The 14,673-nt window shown below is 70.0% G+C and carries 14 protein-coding genes and 4 pseudogenes; 9 read left to right on the plus strand and 9 right to left on the minus strand.

Annotated features, from left to right (window positions below):
- Positions 1-203 precede the first annotated feature (203 nt).
- Together ABD385_RS38820 and ABD385_RS38825 are read right to left on the minus strand one after the other, a co-directional pair.
- Positions 204-854 carry a response regulator gene (locus tag ABD385_RS38820; protein WP_344584687.1) on the minus strand — a complete coding sequence of 217 codons (651 nt, stop codon included), beginning with the start codon at positions 852-854 and terminating at the stop codon, positions 204-206.
- Positions 842-1,966, minus strand: a complete 1,125-nt coding sequence (locus ABD385_RS38825; protein WP_344584706.1) for a sensor histidine kinase — start codon at positions 1,964-1,966, stop codon at positions 842-844. Before ABD385_RS38825 ends, ABD385_RS38820 begins: the two co-directional genes overlap by 13 nt.
- A gap of 245 nt (positions 1,967-2,211) precedes the next feature.
- On the opposite strand from ABD385_RS38825, the gene ABD385_RS38830 reads away from it, so the two are divergent.
- The 4 genes from ABD385_RS38830 (at position 2,212) to ABD385_RS38845 (ending at position 4,987) form a co-directional block, all read left to right on the plus strand.
- Positions 2,212-2,700, plus strand: a complete 489-nt coding sequence (locus tag ABD385_RS38830; RefSeq protein WP_344584688.1) for a hypothetical protein — start codon at positions 2,212-2,214, stop codon at positions 2,698-2,700.
- A 56-nt stretch (positions 2,701-2,756) separates the two neighbouring features.
- The gene (locus ABD385_RS38835; RefSeq protein WP_344584690.1) at positions 2,757-3,419 is read left to right on the plus strand and encodes a class I SAM-dependent methyltransferase; all 663 of its coding nucleotides are present in this window, start codon (positions 2,757-2,759) and stop codon (positions 3,417-3,419) included.
- A gap of 216 nt (positions 3,420-3,635) precedes the next feature.
- A complete protein-coding gene (locus ABD385_RS38840) occupies positions 3,636-4,106 on the plus strand; it encodes a MarR family winged helix-turn-helix transcriptional regulator (RefSeq protein WP_344584691.1) in 471 nt (156 codons plus the stop codon).
- Positions 4,106-4,987, plus strand: a complete 882-nt coding sequence (locus ABD385_RS38845) for an SDR family NAD(P)-dependent oxidoreductase (protein ID WP_344584693.1) — start codon at positions 4,106-4,108, stop codon at positions 4,985-4,987. The genes ABD385_RS38840 and ABD385_RS38845 overlap by 1 nt, the downstream gene beginning before the upstream one ends.
- A gap of 19 nt (positions 4,988-5,006) precedes the next feature.
- Here ABD385_RS38845 and ABD385_RS38850 read toward each other — a convergent pair whose 3' ends face one another.
- Positions 5,007-5,156, minus strand: a complete 150-nt coding sequence (locus tag ABD385_RS38850) for a hypothetical protein (RefSeq protein WP_344584695.1) — start codon at positions 5,154-5,156, stop codon at positions 5,007-5,009.
- A 545-nt stretch (positions 5,157-5,701) separates the two neighbouring features.
- On the opposite strand from ABD385_RS38850, the pseudogene ABD385_RS38855 reads away from it, so the two are divergent.
- A pseudogene (locus tag ABD385_RS38855) lies at positions 5,702-5,803 on the plus strand (IS5/IS1182 family transposase); the annotation flags it as partial.
- A gap of 18 nt (positions 5,804-5,821) precedes the next feature.
- Here ABD385_RS38855 and ABD385_RS38860 read toward each other — a convergent pair.
- A protein-coding gene (locus ABD385_RS38860) for an IS5 family transposase (RefSeq protein WP_344584696.1) occupies positions 5,822-6,615 on the minus strand; the annotation gives its coding sequence in 2 pieces (ribosomal slippage) (positions 5,822-6,288 and positions 6,288-6,615; 795 coding nt in all).
- Between ABD385_RS38860 and ABD385_RS38865 the strand changes: the two genes are divergently transcribed.
- Positions 6,564-6,704 carry a hypothetical protein gene (locus tag ABD385_RS38865; protein WP_344584707.1) on the plus strand — a complete coding sequence of 47 codons (141 nt, stop codon included), beginning with the start codon at positions 6,564-6,566 and terminating at the stop codon, positions 6,702-6,704. The genes ABD385_RS38860 and ABD385_RS38865 overlap by 52 nt on opposite strands.
- A 46-nt stretch (positions 6,705-6,750) precedes the next feature.
- Here ABD385_RS38865 and ABD385_RS38870 read toward each other — a convergent pair whose 3' ends face one another.
- Together ABD385_RS38870 and ABD385_RS41530 are read right to left on the minus strand one after the other, a co-directional pair.
- On the minus strand, positions 6,751-7,833 hold the full coding sequence (locus ABD385_RS38870; protein ID WP_344584698.1) for a trypsin-like serine peptidase: 1,083 nt from the start codon (positions 7,831-7,833) through the stop codon (positions 6,751-6,753).
- A gap of 195 nt (positions 7,834-8,028) precedes the next feature.
- A pseudogene (locus ABD385_RS41530) lies at positions 8,029-8,181 on the minus strand (helix-turn-helix domain-containing protein); the annotation flags it as partial.
- Positions 8,182-8,382: 201 nt separating this feature from the next.
- On the opposite strand from ABD385_RS41530, the gene ABD385_RS38880 reads away from it, so the two are divergent.
- Entirely contained in the window at positions 8,383-9,606 is a 1,224-nt protein-coding gene (locus ABD385_RS38880; protein ID WP_344584700.1) for an MFS transporter, read from the plus strand.
- A 110-nt stretch (positions 9,607-9,716) separates the two neighbouring features.
- Here the strand turns inward: ABD385_RS38880 and ABD385_RS38885 are convergent, their stop codons facing one another.
- Entirely contained in the window at positions 9,717-11,288 is a 1,572-nt protein-coding gene (locus ABD385_RS38885) for a glycosyltransferase family 39 protein (protein ID WP_344584702.1), read from the minus strand.
- Positions 11,289-11,443: 155 nt separating this feature from the next.
- On the opposite strand from ABD385_RS38885, the pseudogene ABD385_RS38890 reads away from it, so the two are divergent.
- Positions 11,444-11,701 (plus strand): annotated as a pseudogene (locus tag ABD385_RS38890) (dTDP-4-dehydrorhamnose reductase); the annotation flags it as partial.
- A 597-nt stretch (positions 11,702-12,298) separates the two neighbouring features.
- Here ABD385_RS38890 and ABD385_RS38895 read toward each other — a convergent pair.
- Complete coding sequence (locus ABD385_RS38895) at positions 12,299-13,177, minus strand: ABC transporter substrate-binding protein (protein WP_344584703.1); 879 nt, start codon at positions 13,175-13,177, stop codon at positions 12,299-12,301.
- A gap of 104 nt (positions 13,178-13,281) precedes the next feature.
- Positions 13,282-14,007 carry an SDR family NAD(P)-dependent oxidoreductase gene (locus tag ABD385_RS38900; RefSeq protein ID WP_344584704.1) on the minus strand — a complete coding sequence of 242 codons (726 nt, stop codon included), beginning with the start codon at positions 14,005-14,007 and terminating at the stop codon, positions 13,282-13,284.
- Between the two features lie 173 nt (positions 14,008-14,180).
- Between ABD385_RS38900 and ABD385_RS38905 the strand changes: the two are divergent.
- Positions 14,181-14,673: pseudogene (locus tag ABD385_RS38905) on the plus strand (serine hydrolase domain-containing protein); the annotation flags it as partial.

Below are 14,673 nucleotides of genomic sequence, written 5' to 3' on the forward strand. Positions count from 1 at the left end.
AGGTGTGCCGGGTGGGCCTGGCCGTGAGGAGGGGGAATGGGTGTGGCGCTGTTTTCGACAGGGTGTTTCGCAGCCACCGGGCAATGAGAACGAGAGCCACCCGCGGGACCGCTTTCCACGTGGCTCGGTGTCCGCGAGACGTCGTTTGTTGGCTTGCCGGTCTGTTGGGCCGAACGGCGGTAGGGGTGCGGGCGGCGGGTCGCTTAGGTCGGGGAAGCGCCGAGGAATCTCAGGACGGCGAGAACGCGCCGGTGGTCGGCGTCGGCTGTGGGCAGGTCGAGTTTGGCGAGGATGTTGTTGATGTGCTTGGCCACTGCGCTGTCGCTGACGACCAGGGCCTCGGCGATCCCGGTGTTGGAGCGTCCCTCGGCCATCAGGGCGAGTACCTCCCGTTCGCGTGGCGTCAGCGGATCGAGCGGGTCACTGCGGCGGCGCACGAGCAACTGGGCGACCACCTGTGGATCCAGTGCCGTGCCCCCGGCTGCAACCCGCCGAACGGAAGCCACGAACTCCTCCACGTCGGCGACGCGTTGCTTGAGCAGATAGCCGACGCCGCTGGTGTTGGCCGTCAGCAGGTCGGCCGCATACCGCTCCTCGACGTACTGCGAGAGCAGTACCACCGCGGTCTGCGGCCATTGCTTACGGATCATCAGCGCGGCGCGCACGCCTTCGTCGGTGAAGCCGGGTGGCATGCGGACATCGACCAGGGCCAGCCCGGGCCGGTGTTCCTCGACGGCCGCAAGCAGGGCTTCGGCGTCGCCGACTTCGGCGGCGATCTCGAAGCCGGCCATTTCCAGGACCTTGACGAGCCCGACGCGCAGCAGCAGTGAGTCCTCGGCGATCACGGCCCGCATGGCAGCTCCACGGCGATGGTGGTCGGGCCCCCGACCGGACTGCTGATGTGGAAGGTGCCGTCGACGGAACCGACCCGTTTGGCCAGCCCGCTCAGTCCGCTGCCGGTGGAGGTGTCGGCGCCGCCGATCCCGTCGTCGGTGATGTTCACGCGCAGCATTCTCCCGATCTGTTTGACAGTGACGTCCACGCGGGTGGCGCGGGCGTGCTTGGTGACGTTGGTGAGCGCCTCGGAGACCACGAAGTAGGCGACCGACTCCACGGTGGGCGCCGCTCGCTCCTCAAGGTCGACTCGCAGCCGTACCGGGATCGGTATCCGGGCGGCCAGCCCGGACAGCGCCGCGTCCAGCCCGCGGTCTTCGAGGACGGCCGGGTGCAGGCCGCGCACCAGGTCGTTGAGTTCGGCGATGGCCTCCTTCGCCTCGCGGTGCGCCTCGTCGATCACGGTGCGGGCCTCGTCCGGCAGGTTGGTGAGGGTGGCCTTGGCCAGGCCCAGGTTGACCGCGAGGGAGACCAAGCGCTGCTGGGTGCCGTCGTGCAGGTCGCGTTCGATGCGCCGGCGTTCGGTGTCGACGGCGTCGATCAGGTCGGTGCGGCTCTCGGATAGGCGCTCGACACGCTGCTGAAGCTGCTGGGAGCGGCTGGTCCCGAGCAGCGCGAGCGCGATCCGGGTCTCGGCGCGGGTCACCGGCCCGGTCAGCCAGGATGCGGCGCACAGCAGCAGCACGCCGGCCGCGGTGTAGTACACCGCTTGGGTCGCGTAGTCGACATAGTCCAGACGAACCTGGACCGGCAACATCCAGGCCCACCCGTTGACGGTGACGCCGGCAAGGCCCGCGACCCACGCAGCGAGCACCCCCAGCTCCACCACAGCCAGCAGCGGACCGACAAGCAGGTGGTATCCGGCCTGCCGCCAGGTCTGGGCCACGGATAGCCACCGCAGAGCGCGCCTCAGCCACCCTTGCTCGCGCGCGGCCGGCAGCCGGAGGATCTCCACTCCCAGCAGCACCCGGTAACGGCCTCGCTGCACAGCGGTGAGCACAAGCACACCGAGCAAGATCAGCACAAACGGGAGCGGGAGCACCGGCCACGCACTCGGCTTCGCGGTCGCCATCCAGCTCCACAACGGCACCAGCGCAAGGTGCAGCGGAATCCCGGCCGCCAAGAAACCGGTGTCCCGCCGGAGCCGAACAACTCTGCGCCGCAGCGCCCGGGGAATCGTCATGGCTCGACAGTAAAACGCCAGGTGAGGGCTATGCCATGAACCGTGCATCCGGATCGATGGTGAAGCTGGCACCACCCTGAGAACGGCACCCGGCATTACTGACTGTGATCGCTGTGCGGCCCAGGCTGAAGGGCATGCAGGAAATCATCGAACTGTTCCCGGAGCCGGACGCCGAGCGCGGCATACACAGGCCGCACGGCCCGCGCACGGGATCGCTCCCCAGCCCGCAGCGCCGTCGTCCGGACCGCCTTCCAGGCCGACGGCGGGGTCTTGTCCTGGCCGGCTGCGGGGTGGCGCTGCTGCCATGGCTCGTCGTGTTGGCCACCAGCCTGCCGACCACCTTCCGTGCCTCGCACTGGTCCGCCGCCTGGGTGGGTCTGGACGCGCTGGAGGCGGTCGGCCTGATCACCACAGGTCTGCTGGCCACCCGCGGGGATCGGCGACTGGCACCGGCCGCCGCCGCGACGGCCGCCCTGCTCACCGTCGACGCCTGGCTCGACACGATGACCGCGGCCAGCGGGAGCGAACTGCGCGCGGCGCTGGTCATGGCGTTGTTCACAGAACTTCCGCTCGCAGCGGTATGCGTCCGCCTGGCGGTTCGAGCGCTGCCCCGCACCCCATGAAACCCGCCACACCGACCCGGGCTGCAACCACGGATACCACAGAACTGGAGAACACCATGGGCTCTGCTGTCCTGACCGCACCGCGCCTGCGCTGGGCCTGCGCCCTCAGTGCCGCTGCCGCCGCAGGCGCCTGGTGGTTCGGCGACAAGGCGCCGTACCCCTACGCCCAACGCAGCCTGCTGGAACTGCCGTTGCCGTTCCTCACATCCGCCCGGCTCGACGCGGTGCTCACCCCGAGCCCGGGCGAGCGGATCCTCGAAGTGGGGCCCGGCACCGGACTGCAGTCGCTGCACATCGCACCGCAACTCGGGCCCCACGGGCAGCTCGACATCCTCGACATCCAACCCGAGATGCTCCGCCACGTGATGCACCGCGCGGGGCAGCGCGCAGTACCCAACATCGTGCCCACCCATGCGGATGCCCGCGAGCTGCCCTTCGACGACGACACCTTCGACGCCATGTATCTGGTGACCGCACTGGGCGAGATCCCGGAACCACAACGGGTGCTCGATGAGGCAGTACGGGTGCTCACCCCCGCAGGACGGCTGGTCGTGGGCGAGTTCTTCGACCGGCACTGGATCCCCTTCGGCCCGCTGCACCGTCTCGCCGACGCGGCCGGCCTGCATCTGAGCACCAGGAGCGGCTCGACCCTCGCCTATCTGGCACGGTTTCAACCCTGCGCCCGATCGCAGCGCTCACTTCGAGGACCTGAGAGCTGATCGGTAGCCCAGCCCAGGTGTTCCGCCTCGGCGGAATCATCCCGTGCCCGGCAGCGGCAGCCGATGCGAACCCACAGCCAGTACAGCACCGCGATGGCGACAGCCGCGCCGGTTAAGCCCACGCCCGCGTTGCGGCGGGCCAGTCCGTCGCACCGAGAGAGCCCCATGAAATACATGGACTTTCCAATGATTGGATTATCCATGTACTGTGCGGTTATGGATGATCGGCAGCTGACCGAAGAGCTTCACGACTACCTGTTCGCGATCCGCGCCCTGGTGCATACCGAGCTCAAGGAGCTGGCCCAGGAAGCGGGGCTGACTGACACTCAGACCGACGCGTTGTGGAGGCTGAGTCGCGGGCGCGAGATGACCGCGCGCCGTCTGGCCGACCTCTTGCAGTGCGACGCCTCAACCGCCACGTCGATGATTGACCGGCTGGAGAAGCGCGGCCTGGTCCGCCGCCTGCCCCACCCCACCGACCGCCGCGTGAAAGTCATCCAGCTCACCCCCGAGGGGTGCGCGCTGCGCGATCGCGTCATCCAGCGCACCACCGAGTACTCACCCTTCGCCCGCCTCGACCACGAGAGCAGGCTGCGCCTGCACACGCTTCTCCGTGAAGTGGTCGACGACCCCCACCCGACAGGTCAGGCCGGCGGCGTCGAGGAAACCGTGGACAAGGAGCAGTGATGAGCAGCGGGACCACGGTCATCACGGGCGGAGCCTCGGGCCTGGGCCTGGTGATGGCGCGCCGCCTGATCAAGGCCGGTCGCAGCGTCGTCCTCATCGGCCGGGACGCGACGCGCGCCCGGGCCGCCGCCGACAGCCTGCGCGGCCTGGCCCCTGCGGGCAGCGACGCCGCACCGCCGAGGACGTACACCGCTGACCTGCAACAGTGGTCGCAGGTGCAGACACTGGCAGCGAAACTGGCTGCCGACAGACACCCGGTGAACGTCCTCATCAACAACGCAGGAGCGGCGTTTCCCCGATACGAGCAGACGCCGGACGGCGTGGAACGCACCTACGCGCTCAACCACCACGCCCCGTTCCTACTCACCCACGCTCTCCTGGCCGAAGGAGTACTTACGCTTGAAGCGCGGATCATCAACATGTCCTCGTTCGTGGAAAAGCGCGGCAAGCTCGACGCCACCAATCCGGACGTCGCGGGAACATCGTGGAGCAAGCGCTTCTACAACCAGCCCAAGGTCTACGCCACGAGCAAACTCGTCAGCCTCCTGGCTGCACGAGAACTGGCACACCGTCTCCCCGACGGCATGAGCATCTACAACGCCAATCCCGGCATGGTCAAGGGCACCGCGATGAACAGCAACGCCGGCGGTCTGATGCGGCTGACCGCCCCGCTGTTCCGCCCGTTCGCCATCACCCCGGACGAAGGCGTGCAAACCCCTGTCTGGCTCGCCAGCGCCTCGCCCGCACCGCACCCCAGCGGCGGCTTCTTCAGCGGGTCCCAGCCGGACACCCCTTCACACCTGGCCCTGAACGACGCTCTTGCCCGGACCGTCTACACCAAAACCGCAGCCCTCCTCGGAGTGGAGCCCCTCACGAGGTAGGCCGGCCCGGAACCGGTTGTCACGCCGGGGTCGCGGCTTCCTCGTCCTGCGGAGTCCGCGGGCCGGGCACCGTAGCCCGGATGGACAGGTCCAGATCGAGGCGGCTGTTCATGTCCAGCTCGAACCGGCCGTACGGATTTACATGGGTCCAGGCCTCGTCAACCTCCATGACCCTCAAACGAGAAAGGTCGGCGACACCTCACACCGCGTCACAGGCGAGACGCGTTGCCCGACCTGAAACGGACCAGCGAGACGCCGGCGCGCCCCTCCGGCTTCGGCTGCTGCCGCGGCGGACACCGGCGATTCGGTGAGCAGCCTGGGCACCCGGGCCTGGCCGACGCTGGACGTTCCTCACAAGGAGGCGTAACGGCGGGCGCGGCCGGCCGCGCCCGCCGGTGCAGGGGCCAGGCCAGTCCGGCCAGGCTTGTGATCCGGCCGGGCACGCAGCCGGAGCAGGGCCGAGGCGCGCGGGGGTGGGCGGCGCACTCGGCCGCGGCCCACAGCTGGAGGCCTTCTCCTCGTCGGCGTCGGCGCCGCGGGCAAACGCGAAACCCGTGTAGTGGTCGGGCAACCGGCCCTTCAGCGCCCGGCGCAGGGCGCGCTCGAAGATGACCAACTTCTGCCTGCCGGCCTGCCGGCCTGCCGGCCTGCCGGCCTGCCGGCCTGCCGGCCTGGCGGACGATGCCGGGTGCCGCGGCCGGCGGGTTGGGCCCGCGAGTCCGGATCCGCTACGAGATACGCGCCGACCTTCATCTCGGCCTGCTCGAACTCGCCTGCAGCATCATCTACTTGAGACGATTCCGAACCTCATTCTGAAACGATCAGTATGAGGCCCTAACAAAGGCGTCGGACGTGTCTGTAGGTGATGAGACATGTGGCGAGACCGTGGAAGGCTTCATGGATGTCGTCGCGTCGTTCCCAGCGGATGCGCTGGCGACGGTAGCCGTGCGGCCAGGAGATGGTTCGTTCGACGACGTACCGGAAGATGCCCAGGCCGGAGCCGTGTGGCTGGCCTCGCCTCGCGATTACGGGGCGGATGCCGCGCTGTCGTAGCAGGCGCCGGTACGTGTCGTGGTCGTAGCCGCGGTCGGCGAGCAGTGCGTCGGGGTGGTGCCGGGGTCGGCCGACCGCTCCGGCGACGGCGGGGATCTTGTCGAGCAGGGGCGGGAGTTGGGTGACGTCGTTGCGATTGCCGCCGGTCAGCGACACCGTAAGGGGGATGCCCTGGGCGTCGGTGATGACGTGGTACTTGCTGCCCGGCCGTGCGCGATCGACCGGGCTGGGACCGCTTTTGGGCCCCTTCGGGCCGCCCGCACGTGGGAGGAGTCGATCACCGCCCGGGACCAGTCCAGCTTCCCGGCCGACCGCAGCTTCTTCAGCAGCGGCACATGCAGTTGGTCCCACACCCCGGCCTCGTTCCATGCGGCCAGCCGGCGCCAGCAGGTCATGCCCGAACCGAAGCCCAACTCCTGCGGCAGGAACTCCCACTGGATGCCGGTGTGCAGCACGAACAAGATCCCGCACAACGCCTGCCGGTCCGGCACCCTCGGCCGTCCCTCGACCAGCTTCGGCCCCGGTGGGTGCCCGGATCCGGGCCTGGTTCGAAGAGGAACTCGCCGGCGGCGCACCGACCGGCCTGCGCCCGGCGCGCCACGACGACGGCTCCCTCGGCTTCACCCATCCCTGGGCGGCCGTGACGGGCACCCCGCGCGGTTGACGCGGGGGCGCGCGCCGGTGTGCCCTGCGCCATGCGGGTACGGCTGTCAGCGCAGGCTCTGGGCCCGGTCGTAGAGCGGCTTGGTGAGGGCGGTGGTGAACTGCGGCCCGACCAGGTACCGCGTGCAGTTGGGCCCGCCGCCGTCGGGGCACTCCGCGCCGCTGGAGGTCAGGTGTCCGGAATGCGTGTTGACGCCGATCACGGTGCCGCGTCCGGTGGTGGGGGAGAAGTCCGCCAGGCGCGGGCCGCCGCTGGCTCCCCCGCCCATGACGCAGGGCAGTCCCCATTGCCCTGCGGGCTCGGGGCGATCCTTCGACCCCGGGTACTGCAGGGGAGCCCCGTGGCAGTAGGCCAATGCCCGGCCCGTGTACTCCGGCAGGCCCTCGCGGGCGCTGTCCGACGCAGCGCGGGGGTAGCCGAACTGGTAGGCCTGGCGGTCGCCGGACACGTCGAAGGCGATGCCTTGGGCCGTCCCGACGGCCTCCTCCAGGGACTGACCGCGCGCGTTCCGGCCGACGACGCCGAATGCCTGGTCATGGGCGTCGAACCGGGCGTCGATCTGGTCGTTCTTCAGCCAGGTCGAGTCGAGCACCGCCCAATGGACCACGAAGGTGCCCAACGGGGCCCGGCCGTCACGGTAGCCGGGGACGAACAGGGCGTTGGCCTGCCACTGGTTGTGTTCGCCGATGAGGTCGGTGTTGTTGAGGCAGTGCGCGGCGGTCACCACCGTGCCGCCGTTCCCGCCGTGGACCAGTGTCGCGGTGCAACTCGCGTCCTCCCCGTGGTCGGTGAAGAACAGCCGCCCCATGGTGGTCGTCGGGGCGCCGCCCTCCTTCCACGGGGCTCCGTCCGCGGCACCGTAGGGAGGCTTGTGAGACAGCGGGGTGGACAGGGCGGCGATGCGTTCGGGCGTCCAGTAGGCGCGCACCCGCGACTCGTCCTGCGCCGTGGAAGCCATCGCGTGGACGGCGACCGCGCCTTCCGACGGGGCATCGGCGGTGCCCGGGACCGGTGCCGCCGCGGCCGACGGCGCGAGCACGCCGGTCAGCACGGCCACGACAGCCGAGGCGACCGCCGCCCGACGGCTTGTGTGCGTACCGGTGTCCGGATGCGTAACTCGCTCGCTCATGTTGCCCTCCAACGGTGGTGGTTGACCTGGAATCGGGGCCCCGCTCCTCGGTTCCCGATCAGCGATCCCGGGTTCCGGAACGGGGCTTCACAACGTCAGACGCCCATCGGCAGGCGAGGTTGCCGCGACGGCGGGGAGAGCGGGGCATGTCTGCCTGACGGCGGTGTCTACGCCTCCTCGCGTTCCTCGCCGCTCCTAGCTGCGCAGGCGCGCACCAGGCGTGTGCCCGAAGGCGCGGCGGAAGACGTCGATGAAGGCGCTGGTCGAGGACCAGCCACAGCGGCGGGCGACCGCGGTGACCGGGACGCCCTCGTTGAGCAGCACCACTGCGTGGTAGAGCCGCAGTTGGTCGAGGTCGCCGTGCGCGCGGGGGGAGTGGGCGGTGCCGGCCGGTACCCACAGGGCGCGGTTCCCAGGGGCGATTCAGGCGCCGGCGTCGGTGGTCAGCGGCTGGAACGCGGTGGTGGCCTTCGGCGTGTGGCGGATTTTCGACACACCACGGCATTTTATCGGAAGTGGGCTGGTCTCCTGGGCGGTGAAGATCGCATCATGCCGTCACCCACTCGTCTCCCGCACCCGCCTGAACGCTCGCCGAAACGGTCCGCCGACCCGGTCGCGCCGGCGTCCCGGCCCCGGCGCCCGATCGCCGCCCTCTCCGTCGGCCATGCCTGCGTGGACGTGTACCAGGGGGCCGTCTCCGCCCTGGTGCCGTTCTTCGTGGCCGAGCGCCAGTACTCCTACGCGGCGGCCTCGGGCGTGGTGCTCGCAGCCTCGCTGCTCTCGTCGGTCGTCCAGCCCCTCTTCGGTGTCCTGACAGATCGTCAACGCATGCCGTGGCTGCTGCCGTTGAGCACTGCGGTGGCCGGAGTCGGCATCGCGCTGAGCGGAGTGAGCCGTTCCTATCCGCTGACCCTGGTGTTCGTCGCCCTCGCCGGAGTGGGCGTCGCCGCGTACCACCCGGAGTCCGCGCGGGTCGCGCGCATCGCCAGCCGCGGCAGCCACACCGCGATGGGCTGGTTCTCGCTCGGCGGCAACGTCGGCTTCGCCCTGGCCCCAGTGTTGGTCACTCCGGTGGTCGCGGCGGGTGGGCTGCGCGCCACACCCGTACTCGTCGTCCCGGCGGCGGTGGGCACGGTACTGACTCTGCTCGCCCTCCGGCAGGGTGCATCCGACCCGGCCGGCGCCCGCAAGGCGGCGCACTCCGCCGGGCCGGACGACCGCCGCTCCTTCCTCCAGCTGACGCTGGCCATCGTCTGCCGCTCGATCGTCTTCGTCGTGCTCGGCGGCTTCATCTCGCTCTACGCCCGCCAGCGGACCGGGGGTGGCGCGACCGCGGGAGCGGTGGCGTTGTTCGTGCTCTACCTCGGCGGCGCGGTCGGCACCCTCCTGGGCAGTCGGCTGGCGGCGCGCTGGGACCGGGTGCGTGTCGTGCGCTGGTCGTACGTGGCGACGGTGTTCGCGGTGGCGGGCGTGGTCCTTGTGCCGGGCCCGGCCCTCTATCCCTTCGTGGCGTTGACCTCGGCGGGCCTCTACATCCCATTCTCGCTTCAGGTCACGCTGGGCCAGGACTACCTGCCCTCGCGCGTCGGCACGGCCAGCGGCGTCACCCTCGGGCTCGCGGTCAGCGTCGGCGGCGTCGCCAGCCCCCTCGTCGGCGCCCTCGCGGACGCCACCTCCCTCCAGGCCGCCCTCCTCCCCCTGATCGCCCTTCCCGCCGTGGGGTGGCTCCTCACCCGACGTCTCCCCGAACCCCCTGCCCCGTCCGGTATATGACGTGGCATCAGCAACAGCAGAACGCCAGGGGCGCTGCGTGAGCCCGCGCTCTCCGCGGTCCGCAGCGCCCCTGGCACGACTCGATCCTCCTCCTCGTCACCCGTGGTCGGTTACGGGTTCCGCTCGTAGGTCGTCACCTTGCGTCCCCCGGCGTCGCCGGACGCGGCGGGGGTGAAGTGTTGGGCGAGGACGGCGAGTTTGACCCGGTCCTGGGCGGTGGCGGCCACGGGGGCCGAGCCGCTGTCGCTGAGGACGATGATCCGCCGGTGGGTCAGCATCGCGGCCCGGATGTCCGCGGGCGCGGCCTCGGTGCCGTAGAGGGTGCCCGAGGGGCCCGCGGTCTCGGCCAGGGCGAGGTCATCGAGTCCGCGGAACGAGGAGGGGGTGACGAGGACGGCGTCGCGCCGATGGGCGGGTACGAAGACGATGCCGTCGCCCGGGTGGGCAACCGTTGCGACCTTCGCCGCGGCCGCCCGTACGTCGTCCGTCCGGCTCTTGGGGGTGCGCAGGCCCAACTCCAGTGGGAGCAGCGCCAGGAGCGCGACCGCGGGAGCGGTGGCGAGCAGAGCTTCGGCGCGGGGACGGCCGGGGCGTCGGGACCGGATCCGTGCGGCGAGTGTCTGTGCCACCCAGGCAAGGGCGGGGCCGGCGAGGAGCGACAGTCCTATGGACGCGAAGAGCACATAGCGGTCGACGTAGAGCGGCTTGACGAGCCAGGAGGCCAGCAGCAGCCCGAGGTGGGGGACGGCTAGGAGCGGCAGTCCCATCGCGACCGGCGAGTGAGGTCCGCGTGGCAGGCCCGGCACCCTGGTGCACGCCAGGGCGACGATCAGCATGGCCGCCACCCCCAACAGGCTCCCCACGGAGGGTGGTTGTATCCAGGCCACCTGGCCCGCCTGCCTGCTGCTGGCCACAATGAGCGGCAGCGTCCCACCGGCTATCGCCGCCGCGGCTGTCAACCACCGTGCCAATAGCGGGTGTTGGCCGTTTCGTCTGGCTATCAGGACGGTCACGCCGTGGGCCATCAGCGCGAAGAGCGAGAGCCAGTTGAGCAGTGTGGTGGCGAGCATCACCGTCGCGTAGGCGGTCCAACGCAGGAGCTCACTGGCCTGGCGTCGCTGCTTGGTGCGCGCCGCGGTGAAGCCGGCCGGTCCCGTCAGGTCCAACGCGCCGGTCAGCAACCAGGTCGCCACCGCCGCGCCCGCGGCCACCAACGTGAACGAGCGTCCTTCCTGTCCGTACCGCTGCATCACCGGCAGCATGGCCAGCGTCAGGCCCGCCGCGACGCCTGCCAACGGGCCGGCGAGCCTGCGCGCCGTCGCCGCGGTGACCGCCACGGCAACCATGGCGCCGAGTACGGAGGGCAGCCGAAGCGCCATCAGATGCGGTCCGAAGACCTCGAATATGGCGTGTATGAAGAGGTAGTAGAGGCCGTGGACGAGGTCCACGTGCCCGGTCATGTGCCAGATCTCGGGTATGGACCGCTCGGCCACGCCCCAAGTCGCGGCCTCGTCCCGCCATATGGCGCCCTGGCGGGAGAGCCCCCACAGTCCCAGTGCGAGGCTCAGCGCGGCGGGCAGGGCGGGAACCAACCAGGTCGGCCAGCGGTGTTCACCGGTGGGGGGCGGGGAGGTTGCGCGCCCCCTGCCCGCAAGTGTCGTGGAGGCAAGATCGAGAGACATGACGCGAACTATACTGTCCGTGTATACTCCCGATTTCGTCGCCATATCGCATGACATTTCCCGCCAGTGTAGACGTACGGGGCATGTCGCCGAGCATGCCTTCGCGGTCAATTCGGATGATCTTGGGTCGAGGGTCGGCGCGGCGCCCTAGAGGTGCAGCCCTGCTGGAACTTGCATCCGGTCAGGCGTACGGCATCCATCATCTGGCAGGAGCCGACGCTGTGAGCCGTCATGAACTCGGCATCCTCATCGCCCAGCGTGATGGGCTCGACGCTTCCCGACTTCCTGTGGGGCTGCGGGCCGACAGCGCCCTTCCCGGGGCACTCGATGTCCGCCTCGACAGTCGCGCTACCCAGCACAAGCTGCACACCGCGTTGCGCGGCGCCGGCCAGTTCCTCGCCCTAGGGTCGTGAATACTTCCCCGTAGCGATGTGATCGGTCACGCTCACACTTCGTTGAGACTGCTCAGGTATCGACGAGCCGGGGCAGCCGGAGGGTTGAAGAACAAGCTTAGAGGTGGTCGTTCCACCCCGTCGTCCCGGCGGCCGCGGGGTAGTTCAATCCGGTCGTCCCCGCACGCGCGAGGGTAGCTCCGGCGACCTGCTCCTGAAGGTCTCGGTGCCGCTGCCGTCCCCGCACGCGCGGGGGAAGAGCTTGCTCTGTAGGGCGTGTTCGGGATTGCTGTGCGGAGGTGGTCAGGGGGGAGCCGGCGCCTGTGGAGCCCGCGGACTGTGAGCGGTTGGTGGTTGCTGATGCTGGTGAAGGAAAACGTGCTCGGCTGTTAGCATCCGCGCGGGTCGCGAAGTGTCGTTCCCGCGCTCGAGGGCGCTGCGGTGGGCGCGGACGATGTCGCGGTCGTCTCTGCGCCCGCAGGTACGGCCTCGGTACTGGTGGGCTCGTCTATTCAACTGTCGCCAGTTCGTCGTGGTGATCAGCTGGATGGTGACCGTGGGTGGTCGCCGACGGTGTACCGGCACCCGCGCTTTGGCAGCGCCGGCGTCGCCGGGCTTCTAGGGTGTGGTGGTTGCGGTGCGGTAGAACTCCGTTGCGGTGACGGTGGCGGGGACGCCGAGTTCGGCGGCGACCGCGGTGATCGCGCTGTCGCCGACGGGGAGGTCGGCTTGGCCGTCGGTGGTGAAGTACGGTGCGATGAACCTCTCGTAGTGGGCTCGGACTTCGTCTGCGGTCTGTCCGCCGAGGAACGTCCGCATGTGCCGCACCGTGGTGTCGGGGTCGTTGTGGATCACCTGTAGGGCGCGCCGGTGGGCTCGTACGACGGCCTGGACCGCGGGGTCGTCCGGGGAGATGTGGGTGGGGTCGACGGCCACGCCCACGGTGGGGATCCGGAAGTGGTCGCCGACCCAGGCCAGTGCCTGCCAGCCGTACTCGGCGGCTACCGCCTCCGGCGCCATAGTGCTGCCGACGTAGGCGGCGTCGATGCTGCCGTCGTGCAGCCCGCGCAGGTCCAGGCTGTAGTCGCCGGGCGGGCGGACAACGGTGTGGACGTCACGGTCCGGGTCGAGGCCGGCCTGGCGCAGCACGATCCGGGCGAAGCACCCGGGTGCGGTGTGGGGGGCGTGTACCGCGAGCCGTTGGCCGGCCAGGTCGGCCAGGGAGGTCAGGCCGGGGCGGGCGAGGAACCAGAACAGCGGGTGGTGAGTGTTGACATTGAGTGTGACCCACGGGGTGCCGTCGGTCAGCCGGGACAGCAGTGCCCGGCCGAGTCCGATGGTGGCGCAGCGGCGCAGCCGCTCAACGTCCCAGGCACAGCCGTCGCGCAGCGCGACGTGGACGCCCTCGTCGGCGTAGAAGTCCTCCTGGTCGGCGATGTAGGCGACCAGCTCCTCGTGCAGGCCCCGCCCGACATAGGCGAGATCGATCGTGTACATGAAGCTCTTCCTTGATCGTGTCATCGCCGCGCCGTCCCGCGAGAGCGCGGTAGGGCGCGGCGTATGGTGCTGAGGTGACGGTGCGGCGGATACCGGTCGGGCTGTCAGTCCATCGACATTCCGCCGTTGACTGCGGCCGTGGTGCCGGTCATGAAGGCGTTGTCCTCGCTGGCGTAGAAGGCGACCGCTTGGGCGACATCCGCCGGGCGTGCCAGGCGGCCCACGGGGGTGAGGGCCACTTGCCGCTGCTTGATCTTCTCGTCGAGCGCGGACCCCATGCGGGTGTCCTCCACCGGGCCGGCTGCGACGATGTTGACCGTGATGCCCTGCGGGCCCAGTTCCTGGGCGAGGTAGCGGGCGAACTGCTCCAGGGCGGCCTTGGCCGCGCCCAGCGCGATCATGCCCTCCCGCGGCCGGCGGCTGAGGCCGGTGCTGATGTAGATGATGCGTCCCCAGCCCTGTTCGTTCATGGTGGGCAGGACGGCCTTGGTGACCGCGAACGCCGCATGCATCTCGGCATCGATCTTGCCGCCTAGCTCCTCCCACGTCATGTCCTGGAACGACTTGACCGCATACGGGATCAGCGCGTTGTGAACGAGCACGTCGATGCCGCCCCACGCCGCCTGGACCTGTTCGACCATGCCTTCGATGGCCGCCGGCTCGCGCACATCGGCCTGCACAGCCATGGCCTGCCCGCCCGCGGCCTCGACGTCGGCCACGACCTCCTCGGCTGCCTTGGTGTTGCGCAGGTAGTTGACCACCACGCGCATCCCACGCGCGGCCAGAAGACGCGCGGTGGCCGCACCGATTCCACTGCTGGCCCCTGTCACCAAAGCCACCCTGCCACGTGCCCCAGTCATGGGCCCACCTCCTGATCGCGCCGTACTTGCCCTGCTATACCCGGTTCATCATCCTCGTGCCATAGTCGCAGTTTGGGAGATGGTGGGGATGGTGCTCACCGGCTCCTGTCGGGGTGTGGCGGGCGGCCGACCTGCACGAGCTCGCCCGCGGCGTCACGGGAGCCCTCGACCCGAACGAATCGGCTTCACCCATGCGGCTGGACACCGTCTTCGACTCCGCCAGCCTCACCAAGATTCTCGCGGTGTGGTCTTCCGTCGGCGCCCTCTGGGAGGACGGGAAACTCGACCTCGACGCGCCGCTCGGCACCTTCTGGCCGGAGGTCGAAGGACACCCCCTCGCAACGGTGACCGCCCGCCACCTGCTCACCCACACGGCCGGCCTGCCGCTCCGGGCCCAGCTGAAGAACCTCTACGGCACCGACGCACAGGACGTCCGCGACGGCGTCCTGCACGAGGCGCTGCACCGCCCACCGGGCGAAGCCGTCGAGTACACCGACCGCGCCGCGCTCATCCTCGGCTACCTCACCGAACACCTCGCCGGCCTGCCCCTCGACCAACTCGCCGAGCAACGGATCTGGCACCCCCTGCGCATGGACTCCACCCGCTTCGGACCCCTACCCGACGACATCGCCGCCC

Origin of the sequence: Streptomyces lunalinharesii, assembly GCF_039532155.1 — a bacterium.
Classification (GTDB): Bacteria; Actinomycetota; Actinomycetes; order Streptomycetales; family Streptomycetaceae; genus Streptomyces; species Streptomyces lunalinharesii.

Bases quoted from the DNA above. Each gene is read 5' to 3' on its own strand.
- ABD385_RS38820 (WP_344584687.1), bottom strand. From the start codon at position 854: ATGCGGGCCGTGATCGCCGAGGACTCACTGCTGCTGCGCGTCGGGCTC.
- ABD385_RS38825 (WP_344584706.1), bottom strand. From the start codon at position 1,966: ATGGCGACCGCGAAGCCGAGTGCGTGGCCGGTGCTCCCGCTCCCGTTT.
- ABD385_RS38830 (WP_344584688.1), top strand. From the start codon at position 2,212: ATGCAGGAAATCATCGAACTGTTCCCGGAGCCGGACGCCGAGCGCGGC.
- ABD385_RS38835 (WP_344584690.1), top strand. From the start codon at position 2,757: ATGGGCTCTGCTGTCCTGACCGCACCGCGCCTGCGCTGGGCCTGCGCC.
- ABD385_RS38840 (WP_344584691.1), top strand. From the start codon at position 3,636: ATGGATGATCGGCAGCTGACCGAAGAGCTTCACGACTACCTGTTCGCG.
- ABD385_RS38845 (WP_344584693.1), top strand. From the start codon at position 4,106: ATGAGCAGCGGGACCACGGTCATCACGGGCGGAGCCTCGGGCCTGGGC.
- ABD385_RS38850 (WP_344584695.1), bottom strand. From the start codon at position 5,156: ATGGAGGTTGACGAGGCCTGGACCCATGTAAATCCGTACGGCCGGTTC.
- ABD385_RS38870 (WP_344584698.1), bottom strand. From the start codon at position 7,833: ATGAGCGAGCGAGTTACGCATCCGGACACCGGTACGCACACAAGCCGT.
- ABD385_RS38880 (WP_344584700.1), top strand. From the start codon at position 8,383: ATGCCGTCACCCACTCGTCTCCCGCACCCGCCTGAACGCTCGCCGAAA.
- ABD385_RS38885 (WP_344584702.1), bottom strand. From the start codon at position 11,288: ATGTCTCTCGATCTTGCCTCCACGACACTTGCGGGCAGGGGGCGCGCA.
- ABD385_RS38895 (WP_344584703.1), bottom strand. From the start codon at position 13,177: ATGTACACGATCGATCTCGCCTATGTCGGGCGGGGCCTGCACGAGGAG.